The sequence below is a fragment of the Mesorhizobium sp. CAU 1732 genome (genome assembly GCF_039888675.1).
Classification (GTDB): domain Bacteria; phylum Pseudomonadota; class Alphaproteobacteria; order Rhizobiales; family Rhizobiaceae; genus Aerobium.
Map to the genome: position 1 here is coordinate 251,808 of NZ_JBDQQR010000004.1, position 22,720 is coordinate 274,527.

General features: G+C 61.8%; 24 protein-coding genes. 13 read left to right on the top strand and 11 right to left on the bottom strand.

Going from position 1 to position 22,720, the window contains the following annotated elements; genetic code table 11:
* Positions 1 to 30: 30 nt before the first annotated feature.
* The 3 genes from AAFN55_RS24995 to AAFN55_RS25005 all read right to left on the bottom strand — a co-directional run bounded on the left by AAFN55_RS24995 (position 31) and on the right by AAFN55_RS25005 (position 3,570).
* Positions 31 to 807, bottom strand: coding sequence for an ABC transporter permease (locus tag AAFN55_RS24995; RefSeq protein ID WP_347801709.1), 777 nt, complete (start codon positions 805 to 807; stop codon positions 31 to 33).
* The gene (locus AAFN55_RS25000; protein ID WP_347801710.1) at positions 804 to 1,604 is read right to left on the bottom strand and encodes an ABC transporter ATP-binding protein; all 801 of its coding nucleotides are present in this window, start codon (positions 1,602 to 1,604) and stop codon (positions 804 to 806) included. Before AAFN55_RS25000 ends, AAFN55_RS24995 begins: the two co-directional genes overlap by 4 nt.
* 976 nt (positions 1,605 to 2,580) lie before the next feature.
* The gene (locus AAFN55_RS25005) at positions 2,581 to 3,570 is read right to left on the bottom strand and encodes a LysR substrate-binding domain-containing protein (protein ID WP_347801711.1); all 990 of its coding nucleotides are present in this window, start codon (positions 3,568 to 3,570) and stop codon (positions 2,581 to 2,583) included.
* Positions 3,571 to 3,798: 228 nt separating this feature from the next.
* On the opposite strand from AAFN55_RS25005, the gene AAFN55_RS25010 reads away from it, so the two are divergent.
* The 5 genes from AAFN55_RS25010 (at position 3,799) to AAFN55_RS25030 (ending at position 8,293) form a co-directional block, all read left to right on the top strand.
* Entirely contained in the window at positions 3,799 to 4,245 is a 447-nt protein-coding gene (locus AAFN55_RS25010; RefSeq protein WP_347801712.1) for a RidA family protein, read from the top strand.
* Positions 4,245 to 5,339, top strand: coding sequence for an LLM class flavin-dependent oxidoreductase (locus tag AAFN55_RS25015; protein ID WP_347801713.1), 1,095 nt, complete (start codon positions 4,245 to 4,247; stop codon positions 5,337 to 5,339). The genes AAFN55_RS25010 and AAFN55_RS25015 overlap by 1 nt, the downstream gene beginning before the upstream one ends.
* Positions 5,340 to 5,684: 345 nt before the next feature.
* On the top strand, positions 5,685 to 6,494 hold the full coding sequence (locus AAFN55_RS25020; RefSeq protein WP_347801714.1) for an alpha/beta fold hydrolase: 810 nt from the start codon (positions 5,685 to 5,687) through the stop codon (positions 6,492 to 6,494).
* 9 nt (positions 6,495 to 6,503) lie between these two features.
* Positions 6,504 to 7,130 (top strand): RraA family protein, encoded by a 627-nt coding sequence (locus AAFN55_RS25025; protein WP_347801715.1) that lies wholly within the window; start codon positions 6,504 to 6,506, stop codon positions 7,128 to 7,130.
* Between the two features lie 98 nt (positions 7,131 to 7,228).
* Positions 7,229 to 8,293, top strand: coding sequence for a flavin reductase (locus AAFN55_RS25030; protein ID WP_347801716.1), 1,065 nt, complete (start codon positions 7,229 to 7,231; stop codon positions 8,291 to 8,293).
* 366 nt (positions 8,294 to 8,659) lie between these two features.
* On the opposite strand, the gene AAFN55_RS25035 is transcribed toward AAFN55_RS25030, so the two are convergent.
* Complete coding sequence (locus tag AAFN55_RS25035) at positions 8,660 to 9,250, bottom strand: hypothetical protein (RefSeq protein ID WP_347801717.1); 591 nt, start codon at positions 9,248 to 9,250, stop codon at positions 8,660 to 8,662.
* On the opposite strand from AAFN55_RS25035, the gene AAFN55_RS25040 reads away from it, so the two are divergent.
* From AAFN55_RS25040 to AAFN55_RS25075, 8 genes are all read left to right on the top strand, one after another.
* Positions 9,224 to 9,871, top strand: a complete 648-nt coding sequence (locus AAFN55_RS25040) for a mannonate dehydratase (RefSeq protein WP_347801718.1) — start codon at positions 9,224 to 9,226, stop codon at positions 9,869 to 9,871. The genes AAFN55_RS25035 and AAFN55_RS25040 overlap by 27 nt on opposite strands.
* A complete protein-coding gene (locus tag AAFN55_RS25045) occupies positions 9,771 to 10,457 on the top strand; it encodes a mannonate dehydratase (RefSeq protein ID WP_347801719.1) in 687 nt (228 codons plus the stop codon). The genes AAFN55_RS25040 and AAFN55_RS25045 overlap by 101 nt, the downstream gene beginning before the upstream one ends.
* A gap of 525 nt (positions 10,458 to 10,982) precedes the next feature.
* Positions 10,983 to 11,855, top strand: coding sequence for a formate dehydrogenase accessory sulfurtransferase FdhD (locus AAFN55_RS25050; RefSeq protein WP_347801720.1), 873 nt, complete (start codon positions 10,983 to 10,985; stop codon positions 11,853 to 11,855).
* Positions 11,848 to 12,471: a molybdenum cofactor guanylyltransferase MobA gene (gene mobA / locus AAFN55_RS25055; protein WP_347801721.1), complete on the top strand. Its 624-nt coding sequence runs from the start codon at positions 11,848 to 11,850 to the stop codon at positions 12,469 to 12,471. The genes AAFN55_RS25050 and mobA overlap by 8 nt, the downstream gene beginning before the upstream one ends.
* A complete protein-coding gene (gene mobB, locus AAFN55_RS25060) occupies positions 12,468 to 12,962 on the top strand; it encodes a molybdopterin-guanine dinucleotide biosynthesis protein B (protein WP_347801722.1) in 495 nt (164 codons plus the stop codon). Before mobA ends, mobB begins: the two co-directional genes overlap by 4 nt.
* A complete protein-coding gene (gene glp, locus AAFN55_RS25065; protein ID WP_347801723.1) occupies positions 12,959 to 14,236 on the top strand; it encodes a gephyrin-like molybdotransferase Glp in 1,278 nt (425 codons plus the stop codon). Before mobB ends, glp begins: the two co-directional genes overlap by 4 nt.
* A 166-nt stretch (positions 14,237 to 14,402) precedes the next feature.
* A complete protein-coding gene (locus AAFN55_RS25070) occupies positions 14,403 to 15,116 on the top strand; it encodes a hypothetical protein (RefSeq protein ID WP_347801724.1) in 714 nt (237 codons plus the stop codon).
* Between the two features lie 63 nt (positions 15,117 to 15,179).
* The gene (locus AAFN55_RS25075) at positions 15,180 to 15,386 is read left to right on the top strand and encodes a hypothetical protein (protein ID WP_347801725.1); all 207 of its coding nucleotides are present in this window, start codon (positions 15,180 to 15,182) and stop codon (positions 15,384 to 15,386) included.
* Between the two features lie 344 nt (positions 15,387 to 15,730).
* Here AAFN55_RS25075 and AAFN55_RS25080 read toward each other — a convergent pair whose 3' ends face one another.
* The 7 genes from AAFN55_RS25080 to AAFN55_RS25110 form a co-directional block, all read right to left on the bottom strand.
* Positions 15,731 to 16,756, bottom strand: a complete 1,026-nt coding sequence (locus tag AAFN55_RS25080) for a formate dehydrogenase subunit gamma (RefSeq protein ID WP_347801726.1) — start codon at positions 16,754 to 16,756, stop codon at positions 15,731 to 15,733.
* Between the two features lie 57 nt (positions 16,757 to 16,813).
* Positions 16,814 to 17,410, bottom strand: coding sequence for a formate dehydrogenase FDH3 subunit beta (gene fdh3B, locus AAFN55_RS25085; protein WP_347801727.1), 597 nt, complete (start codon positions 17,408 to 17,410; stop codon positions 16,814 to 16,816).
* Positions 17,411 to 17,424: 14 nt separating this feature from the next.
* Positions 17,425 to 20,346: a formate dehydrogenase subunit alpha gene (locus AAFN55_RS25090; protein WP_347801728.1), complete on the bottom strand. Its 2,922-nt coding sequence runs from the start codon at positions 20,344 to 20,346 to the stop codon at positions 17,425 to 17,427.
* A gap of 10 nt (positions 20,347 to 20,356) precedes the next feature.
* Positions 20,357 to 20,566 (bottom strand): formate dehydrogenase, encoded by a 210-nt coding sequence (locus AAFN55_RS25095; RefSeq protein ID WP_347801729.1) that lies wholly within the window; start codon positions 20,564 to 20,566, stop codon positions 20,357 to 20,359.
* 47 nt (positions 20,567 to 20,613) lie between these two features.
* The gene (locus AAFN55_RS25100; protein WP_347801730.1) at positions 20,614 to 21,411 is read right to left on the bottom strand and encodes a Cro/CI family transcriptional regulator; all 798 of its coding nucleotides are present in this window, start codon (positions 21,409 to 21,411) and stop codon (positions 20,614 to 20,616) included.
* Between the two features lie 96 nt (positions 21,412 to 21,507).
* Positions 21,508 to 22,215, bottom strand: a complete 708-nt coding sequence (locus AAFN55_RS25105; protein ID WP_347801731.1) for a DUF3306 domain-containing protein — start codon at positions 22,213 to 22,215, stop codon at positions 21,508 to 21,510.
* On the bottom strand, positions 22,208 to 22,714 hold the full coding sequence (locus AAFN55_RS25110; RefSeq protein ID WP_347801732.1) for a DUF3305 domain-containing protein: 507 nt from the start codon (positions 22,712 to 22,714) through the stop codon (positions 22,208 to 22,210). Before AAFN55_RS25110 ends, AAFN55_RS25105 begins: the two co-directional genes overlap by 8 nt.
* Positions 22,715 to 22,720: the final 6 nt, after the last annotated feature.

The following is a 22,720-nucleotide window of genomic DNA, read 5'->3' on the forward strand; positions in this document are numbered from 1 at the left end:
TGGGTTCCCCTGTTGTTAAGTGGTGGCTTTTCAGGCTGCCCTGCCGGAAATCTCGCTTTGGCTCGCCCAGAACAAAATCTTGTGGCGGGCGTACTCGACCCCGAAATGAAATATGGTTCCGACAATCGCGAGAATGATTGCGGTCGCAAAGACGCCCGCGGTGTCCAGCAGCGCACTCTGGTTGACGATCAGGTAGCCCATGCCGGTGTTTGAGCCCAAGAACTCACCGACGATCACACCGAGCATCGAAAACAAAAGGCCAATGTTGGCGCCCGCAAGCAGGAACGGCATCGAACTCGGCAACTTCACTTTCCAGAACAGCTGAACGCGCGTCGCACGCAACGTGCGCATGAGCGCGACCTGCTCATTGTCGGCGATTTTCAATCCGTGAAGCATATTCAGGAAGATGGGGAAGAAGGCGGACAGTGCCCCAAGGGCGATCTTCGACTCAATGCCATATCCGCACCAGACGATGATGACGGGCGCGAGCGCGATGCGCGGCATTGCCTGGAAGCCCACCAGAATCGGGTAGATAGTGCGCTCGAGAAAGCGCACTTCGCTGATAACGGCGGCGCTGGCTACGCCTAGCACGAATGCGATCAGGAATCCGGCGACCGTCGCATAGATGGTCATGGCGAGATGATGTGGGTAGAGATCTATCCCGTTTATCAGCGCGAACAGCACCTGGGTGGGCGCAGGCAGCAGGATGCCGGGCTCGAAAATGACGACCGCAAGCTCCCAAAGTAGAAACGAAGCGATAAATGCGCCGATCGCGTAGAGGAACGAGACAAAGTTTTCCATGGTCATTCCTCACCTCCAGCGTGACGCTCCGGAAACAACGAGCGGATATGATCAGCGATTTCTCCGAAGCGTGGGTGTCCCATCACTGACAACGACCGGGGCCGTGGAATATCTACGTCCAGCACTTCCAGGATGCGCCCGGGACGCGGCGTCATGACCACGATACGGTCGCTCAATAGAATTGCCTCCGGGATGTTGTGGGTGACGAAGATCATCGTTCGCCCGGTCGCTTTCCATATGCGCTGGAGCTCCAGGTTGAGGTCTTCGCGGGTCATGGCATCAAGTGCCGCAAACGGCTCATCCATCAGCAGCACTGGCGAGTCGAATGCCAGCGCACGTGCAATTGCGACGCGCTGCTGCATGCCGCCCGACAGTTCCGCGGGGTAAGCATTCTCGAACCCCTGCAGTCCGATCATGGTCAGGAGCTGACGCGCACGCTCCGCGTATTCCTCCCTTGGCTCAAGACCAAGCACCTCGGCAGGCAGGAGGACGTTGTCGATGATACGACGCCAAGGCAGCAGGACTGGACGCTGAAATACGTAGCCAATCGACGCTTGGTCGGCGACCGGCGAGCCGTGGATCGCAATCGACCCCGATGTAGGCGTGAGCAGCCCGGCAATGAGGTTAAGCAGAGTAGTCTTGCCGCATCCACTAGGCCCGAGGATGCTCACGAACTCGCCGTCTCGGATCGACAGCGTACTTGGTGCCAGCGCCACAACCGAGGCGCGGTTCCGAGTTTGATACGTCTTGCTGACTGCGTCGATTACAACACTCTCGCCCGACCTTGTTTCAACGTCTTTCAAAGCGACCCCACTAATGCACTTGGTTCTGGCGCCCACTGTCGTGCCTTGGAAGTGTGGCGACCTACCCATGTTCAAACGAACCTCGAATAGATATTGAAGGGAAACGCACGATCATCGGCGGGAATGCGCCGGACGCGCGCTCCATCAAGGATCTTGTCCATCGTCGACCCCAGGTCCGGGCATGCGTGCGGCACGCTTCCAGTCATCTGAAGCCATAGTTAGCGAGCGTTGTTTCACTAGAACGCAAGCATTCGACGAATTCGCTTTGCTGGCATGCCAGGCGTGCAGCGTTGCCATTCCATGCGGGGTGGCACGTTGCATAAGTGCAATTGCCGGTCGCCCGGTCGAACCTTGGTTCATCATGCTAGTCATCTGCAAGCTCCGCCATGGGCCGCTCATTGCTCGACAGTTTCAGATATACCTTCCACGAAACGAGATAAGCGGGTCCAATGCTTTTATCCAAAAAACGCATCCGCATTTCTTATGTGTCTAGGCGTATCATCCCGCTCGCGGATGGTGGCCATCTCGGGCGCGCTCGCACCTCGCAGTCGGCAACTAGGCCGAGGTTGGGATCGTGGTCGATGGTGATCGACAGTTGCGGGGCGCTGGTGGTTCTGGCGTGTATGACAACCACAGCCACACAGTCGTCGGCGCCGATGATGGCCGTCGCGCCGGCTATGGCTCCTTCCGTCAGGGTGTTCAAGCCGTCAACGCCGCTCTGGCGGCCAGCCACTAGACACGCAAGTGAATTCCGTGCGGGGTCTGGCATGAAAGCCACCTAGCTCGGGGTAGTCAGCCGACTCCGAAGGACAGCGGCACGGCTGCACCCGATCATGAGCCGCTTGGACGTCATGCACCTGCCCCCGTAGGCGTCTGACCAGGTTGGAGTGTCTGGACGTCCACGCGGCGCGCGGGACGCATGCTGCCAAGCGGCAACATGGACCGTGATTGGGGAGAGGCGAAGACTTTGGGCTTCTCAGTCGACTGATGTCTGGTGCTGGCTGTAATCCCAACCGTCTTGCAACGTGCGAACAGCGCCGTGCAGATGCGCCATGAACTGATCGACGACAACGGAGCGCCTTTTGTTCTTAGGAATCATCGCGACGTATTCGACCATCAGGGCTGGCATCAATGGGCGGAACTGAAGCCGGTCGCCATAAGCAACCCCGTTAAAAAGATCGATGACGGCAACGCCTACACCAGCCTCCGCCCATTGGCAGGCGGAAACCGCCGAGGTGGTATAGAAGTTTTTCACATGCGCCGGCTTGTCGATTCGTAGTGCCGCCTGCCACTGAGCGTAGATCGGCGTGTTTCGGGTGGGCAGAATGATGCGCTGGTCGCTCAGGTCATCACGGGTAATGATCTGCTTCTTCGCCAGTGGATGCGTGCTCGGCATAGCGGCGATCGCCTCCACCCGCGCCAAGAGTTTGATCATGGCGTCTGGATAGGCCATCGGCATCAACGACAGCGCCAAGTCGAAATTGCCCAGTCCGGACCAGTCGCGCAGGTCCCCCGGAATGGACATTTCCATCGAGATCTCGACGTCGGGAAATTCAGCGACGAACGACTTCATTGCTGCAGGCAAGAGGCCGAAGGCTGCGGCCGGCGTGCAGGCGATCTGCAATTGGCGATGCTGGTCATTCCGGAGACCCTTCGACATCTCGTCAATCCGGGTCATTCCAGCCAATATCATATCGACTTCGTTGTAGAGGGCGATTGCATCGGATGTCGGCACGATGCGCCGCCCTTCCCGAACGAACAGCCCCATTTTCAGGCTTTCAGCCAGATCATGCAACAGACGACTGACCGCGGGCTGGCTCAAGCCAAGGTGCTCCGCGGCCATTGATACCGATCCGGTCTGCATCCAAGCGCTGAAAGCCCTGAGGCGGCGAAGATCGATCATTGAAAAGGGGTAGCACGGAATAAGTACATTACAAACACGGATGTTTCCTTTGAATGAATGCATTGGACACTCCAGCATGCTGCGCGGCATCGTTCGACCGATCACAGGGAGTGAGATTGGTGTGGGTGGCGAGGTGAACGGGCATGTCAGCCTGTTCCCTAGAGGCGAGTGCACCGGCGGGACAAGCGCCGCCTACGATCAGGGAACCACGCGCCCGCCGCCACTACACGACCGTACTCTCCGGGCCTTCGGAACAGTCTCGCTGGCCTGTCATTCGAGGAAGGGAAGACAATGAGCAAAGCTGTATTTATATCGGAAAATCGGCCACCCAGGACTCAGGTGCCGCAAAGCCAAATCGCAAAGGCGGGTGACTTCCTCTTTCTGAGCGGCGTGTCCGCACGCAGCGATGACGGCAAGGTGGTCGGGCATGGCGACATCAAAGCGCAGACCCGTCAGATCTTCACCAATATCCAGAGCGTCCTGGCCGTGGTGGGCTGCGACCTGACCGACATTATCAGGTTGACCACCTACCTAGCGACGCCTGCGAGTGATCTGGAAGCTGCGCACAAATACATCGACACGCGGATGGAATTCTTTGGCGATCATCGCCCGGCAAGCACCGGGGTCAATGTCGCTGGCCTGATGCTGCCCGAGATGCTGGTCGAGGTAGATGTCATAGCTTACGCGCCGCACGCCGTGATCGGACCAAATGCCAAGATCATCGGTGGAGCAAAATAATGCGGATGATCGACGCAGGAATATTCATCCCTGTTGGCAACCGCGGATGGGTTGTTTCTAGCAACGCCCCCGAGGAGGAGGATGCTTCGTACCCGCGCGTTCTGACAGTGGTCAAGAAAGCTGAGGCGCTAGGATTCGATTTCGCGCTTAGCCCGGCGATCTGGCGCGGTTACCAAGGATCAAGTGAATACTGGATGCGTTCGCTTGAATCGCTGACGCTCTCGGCCGCTTTGCTGCAAGCGACGAGTAGGATCATGGTGTACGGCACCGTCCATATGACGGTCTATCCGCCAGCCACCATTGCCAAGATGATTGGTACGCTGGACCAGATCGGCCCTGGCCGCGTGGGGCTGAACCTGGTGACAGGAGCAAACTATCTCGATCTGTCACATCTCGGGCTCTGGCGAGATGGGTTGGACCATGATGAACGGTACGATCTGGCTGACGAGTGGATCACCGTTGCCAAGCGCCTCTGGAGCGAGGGTGTCGTATCGCATAAAGGCCGGCACTTTGCATTGGATGAAGCAGTCATGGGACCGAAGCCGTCGCGGCTGCCACCTCTGGCCAATGCAGGAGCGTCCGGGCGGGGGATGAAGTTCGCGGTCGACAACTGTGATATCGCCTTCATCGCCACCGGCGAGGGCCAAGAGTACATCGCTGCGGCCAAGAGCGCGCGCACCACTGCAGGGGCGGCGGGCAAGTCCGATCTGAAGATCTATGGTCTGTTTACGTTGATTCCCGGCGATACGGATGATGATGCCCGAGCCAGGCTGGCACACTTCGATGCTGGTGTTGACCAGGAGGCACAAGCCCATATTGCGCAGGGCTATGCGATGAATCCGAACGCCAAAGATGTCAGCACGATATCGAAGGGGCGGGGCGGTCATGGCACCGGCAGTTCTGTCGCTCGGTGGACTATGATCGGCTCATACGAGTCGCTTGCCGGTCGCATCGCAAAGGTCGTCGACGAAGGCGATCTCGACGGGATCATCCTCGTCGTACCCGACTATGTGACGGATCTCGAAGCGATTGCAGGGAGGACTCTGTCGCGCCTTGTCGAGTACGGGATCACCTGTCGCGTCGGTCAAGCGTAATGCGGTTTGCCATGGGCAGTTGGCAAAGGCACTCAGAAGAGGATCTCGCTGTCGAGCCGCTGTCTGGCGGCCAGGGTCGCCAGGGCGTGTCGATAGCCGCGTCGGATGCGGCTCAGGCGCAGAGTGTATTTCGTTTCAGCGCAAGACCGGGCCCGGCATCCGGCTGACCACAGCGGCATCATCGCGCCAAGCCGCCGGACCGCAACTTTATCTCGGAATCCGACACTGGGAACATCATGCGTGCGCCGGTTCCGGGGCGGGTGATGTTATCCCATCAGTCCTGAAACAGGAGCATGCAATGTACGTAGTGAAGGAAACGGCCGCAGCCATTGCGGAGGCTGCCCGATGAGCGTCGAATACGTCACGTCGTCACCGCGGATTGCGCTTATCGGCGCCGGAAGCGGCCCGCTCATCATTTTCATGCACGGTATCGGCGGCGGGAAGGAAAACTGGATTGAACAGATTCCAGCCTTCGCCGGCGAGTTTCACGCAGTTGCCTGGGATGCCCGAGGATACGGCCACTCCGACGACTACGAGGGACCGTGCCGCTTCGAGGATTTCGCCGCAGACGTTGTGCGAATCATCGACTTCTATGGCGCGAGGAAGGCACATCTGATTGGCCTCTCCATGGGCGGCCGCATCGCTCAGCATTGCTATTTCAGGGCGCCCGACCGCGTCGCTTCCCTGACGCTATGCGATACGCAGATGACTTTCGAGAACCGCTCCGATGCGGACCGCGAAGCGTTCCTTGCGTCGCGCCGCGCTCCACTTCTCGCGGGGAAGACGACGCGCGACATCGCCCCGGCGGTGATCGGTTCCCTCGTTGCTCCAAACGCATCGAAGCGGGCGCTCGACCAGGCCATGGAAACCATGGGGCAGTTGCGCACGGAGAATTACCTGAAGACGATGGAAGCGGTTCTGCGCGAGCCCATCGCGGGTGACTTCAGCAAGATCGATGTTCCAGTCCACGTTGTCGTGGGCGAACTCGACAAATTGACTCCACCACCCATCAGCGAGGACATCGCGCGGCGCATCCCTGGGGCGAGGTTCTCCATCATCCCTGGAGCGGGCCACCTCAGCAACATCGAAGAGCCCCACGCCTTCAATCTTGCCGCGCTGGAATTCGTCCGCGACGTCGAACGAAGCCAGGCGTGAGTGAATGATATGTCCTCCACAGACTGCACCAAACAGGATGCCGCGCGGGAAATTGTTGCTGCCTTCGCTGCATGTCCGGTTGCCACCATCAGCGACAATCTCGACCGTTCCGTTGGGGCGCGTGGGCTGACGATGATGTCGCAGTCGCGACGCATGATCGGACCGGCCTTTACCGTCAAAACGGCGCCGGGAGACAATGCTTGGATCCATCGAGCGCTCGACGTCATGTCGCCCGGGGATGTCCTGATCGTAGACGGTGGGGGATACGAAGATCGTGCGCTGATCGGCGAGATCATGATGCGTATCTCGCAGGCGCGGGGCGCGGCCGGCTGGGTTATCGATGGAGCCATCCGTGATCTCGACGTCATTGCATCAGGAGATTTCCCGGTCTTTGCACGCTCCTCGACCCATCTCGGGCCTTACAAGAACGGTCCCGGTGCGCTGCAGGTCTCAGTCTCGATCGGCGGAATGGTCGTCCATCCGGGTGATATCGTCGTGGGTGACATCGACGGCGTTGTGGCCTTCTGCCCCGAAATCGCGGCTGACCTGCTCGTAGCGGTCGAGAAGCAGATGGCGAAAGAGGAAGCCATCCTTCGGCAGATCGCAGATGGCACCTATCGCAATCAGTACGCCTGACATAGCCCCCCGTCGCGCAGATAGCGGTAGAGAAACGTGACGAAGCGGAAGTCGAGGCGGTCATCGGCTATCTGACCCAAACCAAGAGAGACTGAGTCATGACACAACATACGGACATCAAGGCGATCGACACCGAGCTGTTCCGGGCCCTGATGCGGCGCATCGCCTCCAGCGTCGCGGTGATCACGACGTCTTACGAAGGCCACCTACACGGCATGACCGCGACCGCGATCGCGAGCGTCTCTGCCGATCCCGCCCGGTTGTTGATCGTCGTCAACCGTTCGACCCGCAGCCATCCGCTGATCACGTCCAGCCGCACCTTCAGCGTCAACATGCTGGCCGAAACGCAGCGCGATCTCGGCACGCGGTTCTCATCTTCCAGCATCGAAGACCAGTTCGCCGGCGTCGATTACGAAATCGGCGTCTCCGGCAGCCCGATCTTGAAGGGAGCCGCCGCGCATCTGGAATGCTGTCTCGTCAGCGAGACCGATATGGGGAGCCACACCATCTTCGTTGGCGAGATCATCGGTGGTGCGCTTTCGCCCACGACCAACCCGCTTCTCTACCACGACGGTGCCTACAAGCGCCTGACGCCTCGGGTCAGCCCATACGATATCGCCCCATTTTTCCTTGAGCGCTGGTCGCCGCGCGCCTTCACAGACGAGACCATTTCGCCTTCAGATCTAATGCCCCTTTTCGAAGCCGCGCGCTGGGCGCCGTCGTCGATGAACGGCCAGCCTTGGCGCTTTGTTTACGTGCTCCGGGATAGCGCAGGCTGGAACGAGGTGCTGGACGGCCTCTCTAACACCAACCGTTCCTGGGCCTTCCGCGCTGCGGCACTCGTCGCCTTTCTGTCACAAGACTGGATGGATTTCGGCGGCGGACCGGTTCCGTCGCCAACGCACAGCTTCGATGCCGGTGCGGCCTGGATGTCCTTCGCCCTGCAGGCGTTTCTTTCCGGCTGGCACACGCACGGCATGGCCGGCTTCGACCAGGCGAAGCTTCGCCAGACGCTGCAAATCCGCGAGGGTTTCGCACTCAACGCCATCATCGCCATTGGCAAGATTGGCGATGCCGGAATGCTGACTGACAAACTGCGCGCACGCGAACTGCCGGTGGATCGCGCGCCGCTGGAGCAGTTGGTGTTCCAGGGCAATATGTAAGGCCAATCGCTTCAGCCTGCCTAACAAAATACGCCGGTCGCACCTAGAACATTGCGACCGAGGAGACGCGCAGGTAACATTCCTCGCGTTCAGTCCTCTAGTAATGCGTCTTAACGTCGTAGCCTTAAATTTGAGGTTGATGCGGCACAGGCGGCACAGACACTCGCTTGTGCTGCTGTGGCCTAACTCAGCTCCCGGACAATGGCAGCTTCGAGGAAGCCGGTTCGTCCGCCAAGCCGGCCGGAATAGGCGCGCATCGCTCCCGCTCGTAGGGGCAGCTCAAACGCCCGGTTTCAGGGATAGGCAAAGTTTGCCCGAACCTCCACGATGGGAGCGCATATCAGGCTATGTTGGTTACTTAGGCGGTCAATCTCGGTAGGTCCAATCGGTAACGGCTGCGACCTGTTTGAAGACACCATCGACGCCATTGGCTGTAGGGTCGGCTCGTTGAAGCCACTCCTCAGCCCACGCGATCCAATCCTCAACGCTGCGTCCATCGGTCTCCGCCGAGGAAACAGTGTCCATTGATCGCAATGCCGACAGGAAATCGCGTACGGCGGCGAGTTCGTGCCAATCCTGTGACAGCTCCCTGAATTTTCGCCAGCGGTTAGCGTCTCGCTTGCGTCGTTGCTGCTCTTCATACCGGCGTCTCTCGGCGAGCTGGCGCTCGCGCTCTGCCACCTCTCGATCCTTGCGCTGTTGAACGAGCAATGGTCCGGCAGCGACGAAAGTGGCCAGAATATCAGGCAGCATGCCCTCCATTGGCTGTTTTTCGGATTCAAGCCATTGGCGCGTAAGGCCTGCCGGCCATTGCCAGGTCTTGATCTCAATAGCCAGCAATCCGGTCGGCACCAGTTCCTTCTTCCAGCCGTTGTCGCCAGTTGAGCGCCATCGCTTCTCGTCTTTGGTCAGAGGCCGCCGTTCCTGCTTTTGCTTCTCGCGAACCTGAAACTCCACCTTTTCGCCCAAGACTTCGGCGACCAGACGACCGCGCTCCCCCTGCGCAACCTGTCCGCCTTGGCGCTCAATCGCCTTGAAGCCATCCGCGAGATTATCGATCGCATCGTCATCACACCCGGCCCGACACGCCGGGACCTCACCGTCACCCTGCAAGGCGAGCTTGGCACAATCCTCAACTGGATCGAGCGAACCGGAAAGCCAGGCTACAAGCCGGCGATCGATACCCGCTCATCGCAGTTGTCGGTCTCGGTCAAAACTCGGGCAGGTCTGCGCCTCATCAATTTCACCGTGATGCCTTTGCTCGACTGGGTGCGCACCGGGCTGGACACGACGCTGGAGAGCGGGGCTGAGGCGCTGGGCTTCGACATCATCGATTTTGCGGTGTTCGATGTCTTTCTGCTGCAACGCCCCGGCGCGGCGGACGAGCTGGCCTCGAAACTCCTGGCGGCCGCCGAGCATCGCTACACCACCACGCCGCGCGCTCTGGGACGAGCTTCTGCGCACGCTGATCCGCGGCTTGCCCGGCGGCCCCGGGCACTACGAGAGCGGCGAATTCCACGCGCTGCTGGCCGCCTATCAGCAACTCGGAACCGAGGCCTACCGGCGAAACCTGATTGATTTCTTGGGCGAGGTCACCCGGACCTGCGAGGAAGAAGGCGCGGTATTCGCCATCCATCCCGACGATCCGCCAATCCCGCTCTGCGGCCTACCGCGGATCGCCAGCACGCTCGACGACTTCGGCAAGATCTTCGATGCCGTTCCTTCGCCGGCCGCTGGGATGATCTTCTGCTCGGGCTCGCTCGGCAGCAGGCGCGACAACGTCCTTGCCGATTTCGTCGCCGCGTTCGGGCCGCGCATCTTTTATGCACTTCCACGACGTATTCGTTTTCGCGACGATCTTGGCAGCTTCACCGAAGCCGAGCATCTGGGCGGCGAAGGGGCGTTTGACCTTCGCGACGTCATCGCTCTGTTGACGAGCGAGGAGGCGCGCCGCCGGGAGGCCGGCGTTTCGAACTGGGAGATTCCCTACCGCGCCGATCATGCGTGTCGGATCCTTTACGACCAGGGTAGGGCGGATTTCGTGCCGGGATACTCGCCGGTCGGCCTTGTCAAGGCGACGGCGGAGCTGCGCGGCATGATCCACGGGCTGGACGCAGGGCGTGGGGGCGCTACATCAAATTTCAGGTCTTGTGGTAGTGGCTAAATGGAAGCGCAGAGACGCCTGGGATACGGGCCAAGGCCCAGAGAACCGGAAGCTGAAGCAGCGGTGCTCGGCCTCGTTGAAGGACAGGAGTTCGTGGTGACGGAGGGCGAAGATGATGAAGTCCGTATCCTGCTGCAAAAGGCGCACAGCCCGAGGCCGCGAAGCGCGAAAAGGAGGCGCTGACGCATATCTCCCCTCTGGCTCAGCGTAAGCTATGTCGAGCCACGTTTCGCGCCCCTAGAGGTTGGTGGTTCCGATGATCCGGGACCTTCTGCCGCGTGACAAGCGATAGACACCACGTCCCCCACAGCGCTCCGTCCTTCCGGAGCGCTGTGGGGCTGCCGCTCACGCCAGATATTGGCTGACACCGAGGTGGTTGACGTCGCAGTCGAAATTCCAGATCCTGTCGCTCGCTACGATCCGACGCAGAGCGGCGGTGGACATCCGCGTTCGGGTGGACAACAAGACGGCTATGGCGCACTGTTGCGGGCAATGCGCGAGCAATCCCATCATCGACGGTGACCCATGGCGGCCGACTACATCATTGGTCCGAACATCGAAAATCAGCGGCTGACGCGTTCCGTGAGTGGTGTCGATCACGGTGGTCAAGCAGTCGATATCTCGGTCGTCGAAGAACGGCCGCTTACCATCTTCCTCAATTCGCAGGAGATCGTCACGGCGATGACGATCGGCGACTATCCGGAATATCTGGCGCTTGGTTTCCTGCGCAATCAGGGGATGCTGGGGCCTGAAGAGACGATCACCGGCGTGGATTATGACGAGGAACTCGAGGTCGTGGTGGTGCGGACCGAGAGCCGCACGACCTATGAGGAGAAAGTCAGGAAAAAGACCCGCACCAGCGGTTGCGCCGTCGGCACCGTGTTCGGCGACATGATGGAAGGGCTGGAGGGTCTTACCCTTCCAGCCGCACCGGTGCGTACCTCGTGGCTCTATGCGCTGGCACGTACGATAAACACGACGCCGAGCCTCTATCTCTCGGCGGGCGCGATCCACGGTACGGTGCTGTGCAGGGAGGATCGTCCGCTGGTCTATATGGAGGATGTCGGCCGTCACAACGCCGTCGACAAGATCGCGGGATGGATGCTTTTCGAAAAGGCGAGCGCCGAAGACAAGATCCTCTATACGACCGGCCGGCTTACCTCGGAAATGGTGATCAAGACCGCCATGATGGGGATCCCGGTGCTTGCTTCGCGCTCCGGTTTTACGGCCTGGGGGGTGGAGATCGCGCGCCAGGTGGGGCTGACGCTGATCGGGCGGATGCGCGGTAAGCGCTTCGTCTGCCTTTCGGGCCACGAACGCCTGATCTGGGATGCCGACCCGGAACTGGTTCCCGAGGACGAAAAGCAGCATCGCCGCAAGGGTGCGTTGATTGACTAGAATCCTGGGCGTCGTACTGGCCGGGGGGAAGGCCACGCGTATGGGCGGCGGCGACAAGGGCCTGCTGCCGCTTGGCGACGCGACGCTGCTCGACCACGTGCTTGAGCGGTTCGCGCCACAATGCGCCAGGCTTGCGATCAACGCCAACGGCGATGCCGCGCGTTTCTCGCGTTTCAGGCTTCCCGTGATTCCCGACACCCTGCCGGATTATCCCGGCCCCTTGGCCGGTGTTCTCGCGGGTCTCGACTGGGCGGCGGATGAAGGCGGCGATGCGATCGTGACGGTGGCGGCGGACACGCCGTTTCTTCCGCGCTACCTTGTAGCCCGCCTGCGGGACGCGGCGGTGGCCAAAGCGGTTCCGATCGCGCTAGCAGCCTCACCAGACGAGGCAGGCGCGGCACGCCGTCATCCCACCTTCGGCCTGTGGCCGGTGGCGCTGCGCGACGATCTGCGCGCCGAGCTTTCAGGGGGCCTGCGCAAGATCGTCCTGTGGGCTGACCGGTATGGCGTCGCGACGGTGCAGTTTCAGACTGAACGCTTCGACCCCTTCTTCAATGTCAATACCCCGGAAGACATGACCCGCGCCGCCGCGATGCTGGCGGGAGGCGACGCATGAGGCTCTACGGCGTGGTCGGCTGGAAGAACACCGGGAAGACCGGCCTCGTCGAGCGGCTCGTGACCGAGATGGTGGGGCGCGGCGTTGCCGTGTCCACCGTCAAACATGCGCATAAAGGCTTCGATATCGACCATCCGGGCCGCGACAGCGACCGCCACCGCCAGGCAGGCGCGACCGAGGTGCTGATTTCCTCGCCCGCGCGCTGGGCTCTGATTCACGAACGTCGCGGCGAGCCCGAACTGCAGCTCGACGAACTCCTGCCGAAATTCTCCCCTGTCGATCTGGTTCTGGTCGAGGGCTTCAAGCGCTCCGGCCTGCCGAGGGTCGAGACATATCGTGCGGAGGTCGGAAAGCCGCTGCTGGTGCTGGACGACCCGACGATCAGGGCGGTGGCGAGCGATACGCCGCACGCCGGCTTGCAGGTGCCGCTCTTCGACCTGAACGATACGGCCGGTATTGCCGAATTCATTTTGCGGGAGGTCGGCCTGTGACCCCAGCTCCCCTCGTGCCCCCGCGGCTGAAGAACGATTGCTTCGCTCTCCCTCCGGGCATCGACTGGACGCCGGTGGACACCGCCCTTGGCCTGCTGCGTGCCAATCTCACTCCGGTCGTCGCGACCGAGGAACTGGAGGTCTCGCAGGCGCTCGGCCGCATCCTGGCGAGCGATGTCCTCGCGCGCCGTTCCAATCCGCCGGCACCCAACGCCGCTGTCGACGGCTACGGCTTCGCCCATGCGGCCACCGGCGAAGGGCCGCAGACGCTGCCGTTGGTCGAAGGTCGCGCGGCGGCGGGCGTGCCTTTTTCAGGCCGCGTGCCCGAGGGAATGGCCATACGCATCCTCACCGGCGCAATCTTACCGGAAGGCGTGGATACTGTGGTTCTGGAGGAAGACACGGCCAGCGACGCCGCGCGCGTCGCCTTCCATGGACCGGTCAAACTGCGGTCGAACACGCGCAAGGCGGGTGAGGACGTGGTTGCCGGCAATCTCGTCCTGCCGGCCGGACATCGGCTGCGTCCGCCGGATCTGGCGCTTTTGTCGGCTGTCGGGCTGGCGAAGGTCGCGGTATTCCGCCCGTTGCGCGTCGGCGTGCTTTCCACCGGCGATGAAATCGCCGCGGATGTCGGGGAGACGACGCTGCCGGCCGACCGCATCTATGACGCCAACCGGCCGATGCTTTTGGCGATGGCGCGGCGATGGGACTATGCGGCGATCGATCTCGGCCATGTCGGTGACGACCGTGCCGCGCTTGCTGCCCGGCTCGACGAGGGTGCTACCGAAGCGGATGTAATTTTTACCTCGGGGGGCGCGTCGTCCGGGGATGAGGACCACGTCTCCGCGCTGCTGCGCGAAGCCGGAACGATGCAAAGCTGGCGAATAGCCGTGAAGCCCGGCCGCCCGCTGGCGCTCGGCCTGTGGCGCGGCGTTCCGGTTTTCGGTCTTCCGGGAAATCCCGTCGCCGCTTTCGTCTGCACGCTCGTCTTCGGTCACCCGGCGCTGTCGGTGCTGGCGGGAGGTGCGTGGGCACCGCCGGCAGGCTTCACGGTGCCGGCTGCCTTCGAGAAAAACAAGCGGGCAGGGCGGCGCGAATATCTGCGCGCGCGCTTGACGCAGGACGGCCATGCCGAAGTGTTCCCCTCGGAAGGGTCAGGGCGGATCAGCGGTCTTTCGTGGGCGACCGGCCTTGTCGAGATCGAGGACGGCGCACGCCGCATCGCCCATGGAGATCCGGTCCGCTTCATCCCGTACGGCTCGTTCGGATTATAGGGAGCGGGCCACAAGGGTGATCTTCTGGTTTGATGCGTTGGCCCGACGATGGAACGGAAGTCCCGATGAACAGTTTTTCGTATCACCTTGCCAGGTCTGCCGCGATCTGAGACGCTGCGGCAGGAGGGGGCGCGGGTCGTCTGAAAAAACGGGGAAGGAACAAGCCATGAGAAGCATTGTCCTCGCGGGTGCAGTTGTATTTTCTGCATCGACTTGCCTGGCGCAGACCGCTGCGCCGCCGCAATCGCCCACGCCAGGAATTGCTGAGCAGTCCGAGGACGCTCCAGTCCAGCAGACAGGCCCGGCTAATCTCTGTCAGGAGCTCCTTGCGTTCATGACGGCGCCCGTGCCCGAGCCGGAAGGGGTGGCCCCGGCGAAACCGGCGGCTGCTGCGCCTCAGCAGGCAGCGCCTGCCTCGGGCACCGAGGCGAGCGGGAGTGGTACGTCGGCCTTGGCCGGTACGACCGATGCGGACGAAGCTGCATCGGCCGAGCCGGACAGCGAGACGAATTCGGCCCAGGAAATCACCAAGCAGGAAGGCGTCGCAACCGATGCGCCGGACGATTCCGGAGACGAGAAGGCCACGGCCTCCGGTTCGGTCGAAGACGCGCCCCAAAAGGATTCCCGGTCCGCTCCGACACCCCCTGCGGATGTGACGAGCACGCCCAAGGATACAGTGTTGACCGTGGAGGCGGCCGAACGATTGGCTGCGGCGAACGACCTCGAGCAATGCCAGAAATCGGCCCGGCAGATGAGGGTTGCCGGCGTCGACATGCCACCGCCTCTCATGGCATTGGCCGCGCTGGATTTGCAGTATCAGCAGCAATCGACAGGTGCGAACGTGCCTGCGGCCACTGAAGAACCAGCGGCGAACGACTAGAGCGACGATCCGGTTGTTCCGACGCCGGTTCGTGGTTCGTGACAACCGAAAGGAGTTGGCGGGATGGGCATGATCGTGAGTGGGATCGCTGTGGCGATCGCAATTGGAATCGGCGCGGGTTATTTCCTTGTGAACAGCCAGCAGCAGAAATCCGTTTGGCAGGCCTACAGCACCAACAGCACCCGTGTCGGCGATCCCGGTCACAATCTCGTCGGGCAGAACTGGAACGGCGAGCCTCGCGCCGGCGAGGGCGCGGACAGCGCCAGCTAGAGCAGCTCAGGGTCTGACTGAAACACCACTACCACTTCGTTGCGCCCTCGCTACGCAGGCGAGGATCAAACGCCGCCGCCGTCCGTGACCTGGATCCTCCTCCGTTTACGGGGGAGGGGGACCGCCGAGGCGGTGGAGGGGGTGTCCATGCAGAGCGATTCCACCTCGTTCGGAACCGATCGATTCATCGCCTCAGGCTGGCGACCGGACGTTTTGCTGCGGCATTGATGTCCGTCAATGCCGCAGGATGCGGATAATTCCGCACTCCACCGCAGACGCGTGATCCTCAGCCACCGTCCCGCCCCTCAGGCAGGCGGGCTTGAGGGCAGGCCTTGCGCGACACGCTACTCCGCGGGTTCGGCAGCCACAGGTGGAGGCGTCTTGCCGGTGGTGGTCCTGGCCAATTCTTTCTCGACCCAGGCGCTGTGATGTTCCTTGGCCCAGTTCAGATCGACCTCTCCTGAGCCCATCGCATCATAGGCGCCTTCCATGCCGAGCGTGCCGATATAGATGTGTCCGATGATGACCGCGACCATGATGACGCCCACGGTCGCGTGCACATATTGGGCTGCCTGCATGCCGTTGACATCGGTGAATGAGAACGGGAACAGCATGAAGATGCCCGAGACCGACAACGTGATTCCGCCCAACACGACCGCCCAGAAAATGAGCTTCTGGCCCGTGTTGAAGCGGGCGGCCGGAGGATGCGTGCTGTTCGATCGATCGAAGAACCCCCCGGCCGTTTTCAGCCAGTTGGCGTCGTAGCGATCGGGAAGATTGTCCCAGATCCACATGACCAGCATGGCGAGGACGCCGAGCATGAACGCCCAGGCCACGAAATCATGCATGTATTTTGCCCAGACTGACCACGCCGAGAAGGCTTCCGGGCCGATCAGCGGCATCAGCAGGTGCTTGCCGAAAATGAAGTTGAGACCGGTGATGGCAAGGATGATGAAGGCGGTCGCGGTCATCCAGTGAATCAACCGTTCAAAGGCGTTGAAGCGCAGGATCCTGGTGCCCGATTCATCCCTGGCGGTACGAATTCGTCCCCTGTAGAGGAAGAACAGCGCCAGCGCGACCAGCATGCCCACAATGGCGATGATGCCAATCCAGGGCAACACGCTCTCATGGAACCTCTGGTACTCGCGGCCCTGCGGCTGCTGCAGGGTCGCGGCTCTTTGATCCGGGATGCTTATGCTGCCCTGAACCTTGTTGAGTTCATCGAGAAGCTGCTGCTCGCTGACCGCGTTGGCGGTGGGGTTGCTGCCTGCGGCTTCTTGCGCTCGCGCCGGGATAACAAGCAGGCCGAGAGTCAGAATGAGCACTGTAACAGCCGGTGAAATCAGTCGGCCAAGGCTCCAGATACGCATTTGCTCCGTCCTCCTGAGCTTATGTCACAGCACACCGTGAAGTGGCCGCTGTCGTTGTTAGACTGCGATCGTCTCGCGATAGGCTGTCTGCCAGCCCCATGCGCCGGAGCCATAACCGCGCTGCGTCACGCGCTCCTTGTAGATGGCAGCGATAATTTCACTGTCGCCGGCGAGGAGCGATTTGGTGGAGCACATTTCAGCGCAGAGGGGCAGCTTGCCTTCGGCAAGGCGGTTGGCCCCATATTTGGCGTACTCGATTTCCGACGAATCTGCCTCCGGCCCCGCCGCGCAAAAGGTGCATTTGTCCATCTTGCCGCGCGACCCGAAATTGCTGACACGCGGATATTGCGGCGCGCCAAACGGGCAGGCGTAGAAGCAGTAGCCGCAGCCGATGCACAAATCCTTCGAGTGCAGAACCACCGCATCGGCGGTCGTGTAGAAGCAGTCGACCGGACACACGGCCGCGCAAGGGGCGTCTGTGCAATGCATGCAGGCCATTGAGACGGAACGCTCGCCCGGCTTGCCGTCATTGATGGTGACGACACGGCGGCGATTGATACCCCACGGAACGTCGTGCTCGTTCTTGCAGGCGGTCACGCAGGCATTGCACTCGATGCAGCGGTCAGCATCGCAAAGGAACTTCATTCTGGCCATTTTACGTTCCCCTCTTACACTGCCGCGATCTGGCAAAGCGTGACTTTGGGCTCCTGCATACCCGTCACCGGGTCGTAGCCGTAGGTGGTGATGCTGTTCGCGCTTTCGCCGAGCACGTAGGGGTCGGTTCCCTCGGGATAAGTGCCCCGCAAATCCTCCCCCTGGAACCAGCCACCGAAATGGAAGGGCATGAAGGCCACGCCCTTGCCGACGCGCTCGGTAACCAGAGCCTTGACCCGCGCCTTGGAGTCGTTCTCCGCTCCGCTGACCCAGACCCAGCTACCATGGTTGATGCCACGCTCGGTCGCATCGGCAGGATTGATCTCGACGAACATGTCCTGCTGCAGTTCGGCCAGCCAGCGGTTGGACCGGGTTTCCTCGCCGCCACCCTCGTATTCGACCAGGCGACCGGTCGTCAGGATGATCGGGAAGGATTTCGCAATCCCGGCATCAACGGCGGCTTTCTGCACGCTGAAGCCGATATTGGGCAGGCGGAACTGCTTGGCGTCCGGATAGGTCGGGTATTTCGCGACCAGATCAGTCTTCGGAGTGTAGATGGGCTCGCGATGGATCGGAACCGGATCGGGCAGGTTCCACGCGACCGCCCGGGCCTTGCCGTTGCCGTAGGGGTGACAGCCATGGCTGAGCACGACGCGCTGGATGCCGCCGGAAAGGTCGGTTGACCACGACACTTTGCCGATGTCGCCCATATCGGCGCCGATTTCTTCGATCACCGAGAGCTCCTCGGCGTTCAGGTCCTTATCCCAGCCGAGTTTCTGGAGCACGGCCATGGTGAATTCCGGATACCCGTCGGTCAGTTCGGACCCTCGTGTGTAGGACCCCTCTGCCAATAGCGTTTCGCCATTACGCTCGACGCCGAAACGGGCACGGAACGGGCTGCCGCCATCCATGACATGCAGGTCGGCGCTGTAGAGGTTGGCAGTGCCCGGATGGCGGACTTCCGGCTTGCCCCAGCAGGGCCATGGCAGGCCGTAATAGTCACCGCCGACTTCTGGATCGTCTTTCGGCGCGCGCATCGTCACCAGATCGAACTTCGCCTGGTTCCTCATATGCGCCTTGAGGCGCTCCGGCGACTGGCCGCAATAGCCGGTCGACCAGCTTCCACGGTTCATCTCGCGCAGCACATCTTCGGGGACCGGGCGGTCGCCCTCCACTTCGATGTTCTTGAACATCCAGTCGGCGAGGCCGAGCTTTTGCGACAGCAGGTAGAGGACCTGATAATCGTCCTTTTGCTCGAAGCTTGGCGCCACGATCTGCTCGCCCCACTGTATTGACCGGTTGGAGGCGACGCGCGAGCCGGACGTTTCGAACTGGGTGCAGACCGGCAGGAGGTACGTATTGTCCTTGCGTCCTGCCTGTACCGCGAGCGAGGCCCAGGTGGTGGGATGAGGATCGGCTACGACGAGCAATTCAAGGCCGGCGAGGCCTTTGATCGAATCCGGTATGCGCGCAATGCTGTTGCTGGCATGACCCTGCACGAACATCGCCCGCATCACGTCGGGCTGCTCGACGTCTTCCTTCGGCAGTGAGACTGCGTCGAACCAACGCGTCAGCGGAATGCCCGGCGTTTCCATCAGCTCCTTGGAGGGGAACTGGCCGACGAGGTCGTTATAGGGAATTTCCCAGACCCGTCCCCAGTGCTTCCATGCGCCTTCCGTCAATCCGTAATAGAATGGCAACGTCACCACATCGAGCCCGATATCGGTTGCGCCCTGGACGTTGTCGTGCCCGCGGAAGATATTCGCGCCGGTCCCCGGTTTTCCCACATTGCCTGTTGCGAGGCACAGGATGCAGCTTGCGCGCGTGTTTGCGGTTCCCACCGTGTGGTGCGTCTGACCCATGCACCAGATCATGGTCGAGGGCCGCTGAGTGGCGAACATCTCCGCGATGCGCTTGACCTGCTCGCCCGGCACGCCGGTGATCAGCTCCACTTCCTCGGGCGTGTACTTGGCGACTTCCTTGCGGACCTCGTCCATTCCGTAGACGCGCTGGGCGATGAATTCCTTGTCCTCCCAGCCATTCTCGAAGATGTGGTAGAGCATGCCCCAGATCAGGGCGATGTCGGTGCCGGACCGGAACCTCACGAACTCGGTCGCGTGTGCGGCAGTGCGGGTGAAACGCGGATCCGCTACGATCAGGTTGGCATTGTTGAGTTCCTTGCCTTCCAGCAGGTGCTGCATCGCCACCGGATGAGCTTCGGCCGGATTGCCGCCCATCACCATCATCGTCTTCGAATTGCGGATGTCGTTGAACGAATTCGTCATCGCACCGTAGCCCCAGGTGTTGGCTACGCCGGCGACGGTCGTTGAATGACAGATGCGAGCCTGATGGTCCTGGTTGTTCGTCCCCCACAGGGCGGCCAGCTTGCGGAAGAGATAGCTTCCCTCGTTGGAGAACTTGGCAGACCCCATCCAGTAGACGGATTCCGGGCCGGACTTCTCGCGAATATCCAAAAGCTTGTCGCCGATGCCCTCGATGGCCTCTTCCCAGGAGACGCGCTGCCATTGACCGTCGACCAGCTTCATCGGATATTTGAGCCGGCGATCACTGTGAACCAGTTCGCGTACGCTCGCGCCCTTAGCGCAATGCGAGCCGCGATTGATCGGGCTGTCCCATGAGGGTTCCTGCCCCGTCCAGACCCCGTTCTGGACTTCCGCGGTGACCGTGCAGCCGACCGAGCAATGGGTGCAGACGCTTTTCTTCAGCTCGATGGGCACGCCCGGCTGGGGCGGACTGATCGCCTCGGCCGTTCTTACCGTGCCAAGCTGAAACGTTCCCACAGCGGCCAATCCACCGGCGGCAAGGCCGGAGCGACGCAGGAAGGTCCGTCGATCCAGAGGAGCCGATTCTCCGTTCCCGTTAAGCGACTGCAATTTCGTGTGACCGACTTGCCTACTTTTGCGCTTCGTCAACATGGCAATGACCTCACTTTTTCAGGGGATAGCCGTTCACGCGGTAGAAGGCCTTGATATGGTCGGTTTCCCGATAGCGAGGCCCGGTTTCCTCCTCGCCGGGATCGTAGGCCTGCGCCTCGCCCGGGGCGAGGGCGACGGCCGCCACGGCGGTGGTGGAGACACCGCCGAACGCCCGGAGGAAGTTACGCCGGCTGAGGCCTGTCGGTCGCTTGTCCTGCATTTTGCATCCTCCCCTGTAGACGGGCTGCTGGCCCGTTGATGTGCCCACTAGGCGCTTTGCCGTGTCTCGATGGCAAAGGCTGCGATTTCGACGTCCACGAAGAGTTTTCCGACGGCGCCGACCGCGCGGTAGAATCCTGCCGTCTTCGCCCCCTCCAGATCGGCGAAGAAGCGCCTCGCCCACGGCGCAATGTGTCGTTCGAAGAAGTCCCGCTCGTCGTCGGTCGAAACCGCGAAACGATTACCGGCCATGCCGCTCATGATTTCGAGAAGCGTGCCGAGATGATCCTCGGGATCGCAGTGACCCTCCGCGCGCTTGAGCCCGAGCCGCATCATATCGCCGCGCAGGCGGGCGAGGGGCCGTTCGTTGAGAAAGCCTGTCAGGTAGTAGGACGCGTAAGGGAGAAGCTCTCCCCGCCCGACGCCAATGAACAGGTCGGAATATTCGCGCCGCACGGCATCCGCCGACGAGGACGCGGCGGCCCGCGCAAGTGCTAGGTGAGCGCCGCCGAGCGGCGTATCGCCATTGTCGGTCAGGCGGGAGAGCCGCGTAAGCAGGTCGCCGTCAGGCGCCGCCAGCAGCAGCGAGGCGAGGAGGGCGTATTCATCCGACCGTGCGCGGTCGATATCGTCGATATCTGCCGCGCCAGCTTCGGACGCCGGATAAAGATCGGGGCGCAATAAAGTCCGTGAAATACCGGTAAGAACCTCAACGGAAAGAACCCGCTCGGCCGGAATCCGACGCCACAGCGAAACTGTCGGTTGAGCGACCCCAAGGCCACGAGCCAGGACGGAAATCCCGCCTACTGACCTGATGGCATCCTCCAGCCCTGCTTCCCTATGCATCTCATGCCCTCGGTACTGCAGGTTCATAGTATTTCCCTATGGACATATTGCAACCCCTGTCCAGGGAAACACCTCGCGACCTCAAGGTGGGTGGGCTCAGCGAGGCATTGCGCCGCCGTGCCGTGGGCGTGGAAGCGGTTCGAGGTCTGGCCAACGCGCGCTTTCCGGGGCGGGAACCGTCGCCATCGTAGGTTGATCCGGGGCCTCGGTCGAAGTGTTATCGGCCAGGATAACCGGCACCCGGACCGCTGGCTGCTGCGCCGGTGGCACCACCGACGGCGTCTCCACCGCGGCCTCGGCATCCGGTTGAGTGCTGGCCGATTCGTCGGATGGAGCATCGGGCGGCTGGGTGAACACGGTTTGCTCTGCATCCTCTCCAAGAGCCCGCACCGTCTTGGACAGGAAGCTGACGACGGACCTTCCGGGATCGAGCGGGCCGAATCCAGCCATTGAACCAGGCTGGTTGAAGTCCCAGGCATATTCCGCCGGACCGACATAATCGCGGATGCCCGGATCGATCGACCACATCTTGCGCAAGGCGGCGCTTTTCAGCGCCATGGGCACGCCTTTCTTCAGGAAGGCAGTGAGGTCGCTGTCGGCAGTTAGGTCTTCGAGGCGCGGGAGTGGTTGCGGTGGCTCAGCCGTTTCAGGCTCAACGCCCTCCGGCATGTCGGCATCGGGCAGTGGAAGCGAACCGTCGGGATAGGCTTTTGCGGGAAGCTCGCCCGGCTCTTTTTCATCGTGACGCGCCGCCAGCTTGCGGCGTGACCAGCGGGCGAGGCGGCTGTCCTTGCCGTCACTCATGGCCATCGGCCTTCAAGGTGGCGCCAGGGTTCTGCCGGCTCGTGTCCGCTTTGTCTCGCTTTCGCTTGATGAAGGGACGGTCGACGTGGTGCGCCTCGATGAAGCGGGCGATGTGCTCCTGTATCTCGACGGGCATGGGAACCGCCTCGATGATGTCCGTTCCGGTCTCCGTCAGCGCCTCCGCGTCGGCGGGATCTGCGGTCACAAGATGTAGAACGACGCCGGGGGATGCATCCGTGTGTCGCAACGCAACCCAAAGGCTGGGTCGGCTGGACCGCAGGTTTTCCCGGTACATGGTCGTATCCATGTCGTAGATTTCGAGCTGGACCTTCCCCGCATAGTAGCGGGTTGCCATGGCGGCCTCATCAAGCATCGTCCATGGCGCGGCGGCCGGCGCGCCGGCGAGTACCCCGACCGGAACCCAGGCATGGTCGATCCAGGGATTGTTCAGGGCTCGCCGCTCGACGATCACCCCAACTTCGATGGTTTCTCGTATCAAGCCGGC

Excerpts from the sequence above, each read along its gene's own strand:
- AAFN55_RS25080 (WP_347801726.1), bottom strand. The coding sequence starts at position 16,756 with ATGCGTATCTGGAGCCTTGGCCGACTGATTTCACCGGCTGTTACAGTG.
- AAFN55_RS25030 (WP_347801716.1), top strand. The coding sequence starts at position 7,229 with ATGACACAACATACGGACATCAAGGCGATCGACACCGAGCTGTTCCGG.
- AAFN55_RS25025 (WP_347801715.1), top strand. The coding sequence starts at position 6,504 with ATGTCCTCCACAGACTGCACCAAACAGGATGCCGCGCGGGAAATTGTT.
- AAFN55_RS25105 (WP_347801731.1), bottom strand. The coding sequence starts at position 22,215 with ATGAGTGACGGCAAGGACAGCCGCCTCGCCCGCTGGTCACGCCGCAAG.
- mobB (WP_347801722.1), top strand. The coding sequence starts at position 12,468 with ATGAGGCTCTACGGCGTGGTCGGCTGGAAGAACACCGGGAAGACCGGC.
- AAFN55_RS25090 (WP_347801728.1), bottom strand. The coding sequence starts at position 20,346 with ATGTTGACGAAGCGCAAAAGTAGGCAAGTCGGTCACACGAAATTGCAG.
- AAFN55_RS25070 (WP_347801724.1), top strand. The coding sequence starts at position 14,403 with ATGAGAAGCATTGTCCTCGCGGGTGCAGTTGTATTTTCTGCATCGACT.
- AAFN55_RS25005 (WP_347801711.1), bottom strand. The coding sequence starts at position 3,570 with ATGCATTCATTCAAAGGAAACATCCGTGTTTGTAATGTACTTATTCCG.
- AAFN55_RS25015 (WP_347801713.1), top strand. The coding sequence starts at position 4,245 with ATGCGGATGATCGACGCAGGAATATTCATCCCTGTTGGCAACCGCGGA.
- AAFN55_RS25075 (WP_347801725.1), top strand. The coding sequence starts at position 15,180 with ATGGGCATGATCGTGAGTGGGATCGCTGTGGCGATCGCAATTGGAATC.
- AAFN55_RS25020 (WP_347801714.1), top strand. The coding sequence starts at position 5,685 with ATGAGCGTCGAATACGTCACGTCGTCACCGCGGATTGCGCTTATCGGC.
- AAFN55_RS24995 (WP_347801709.1), bottom strand. The coding sequence starts at position 807 with ATGACCATGGAAAACTTTGTCTCGTTCCTCTACGCGATCGGCGCATTT.
- AAFN55_RS25050 (WP_347801720.1), top strand. The coding sequence starts at position 10,983 with ATGGCGGCCGACTACATCATTGGTCCGAACATCGAAAATCAGCGGCTG.
- AAFN55_RS25010 (WP_347801712.1), top strand. The coding sequence starts at position 3,799 with ATGAGCAAAGCTGTATTTATATCGGAAAATCGGCCACCCAGGACTCAG.
- AAFN55_RS25095 (WP_347801729.1), bottom strand. The coding sequence starts at position 20,566 with ATGCAGGACAAGCGACCGACAGGCCTCAGCCGGCGTAACTTCCTCCGG.
- AAFN55_RS25100 (WP_347801730.1), bottom strand. The coding sequence starts at position 21,411 with ATGCATAGGGAAGCAGGGCTGGAGGATGCCATCAGGTCAGTAGGCGGG.
- fdh3B (WP_347801727.1), bottom strand. The coding sequence starts at position 17,410 with ATGGCCAGAATGAAGTTCCTTTGCGATGCTGACCGCTGCATCGAGTGC.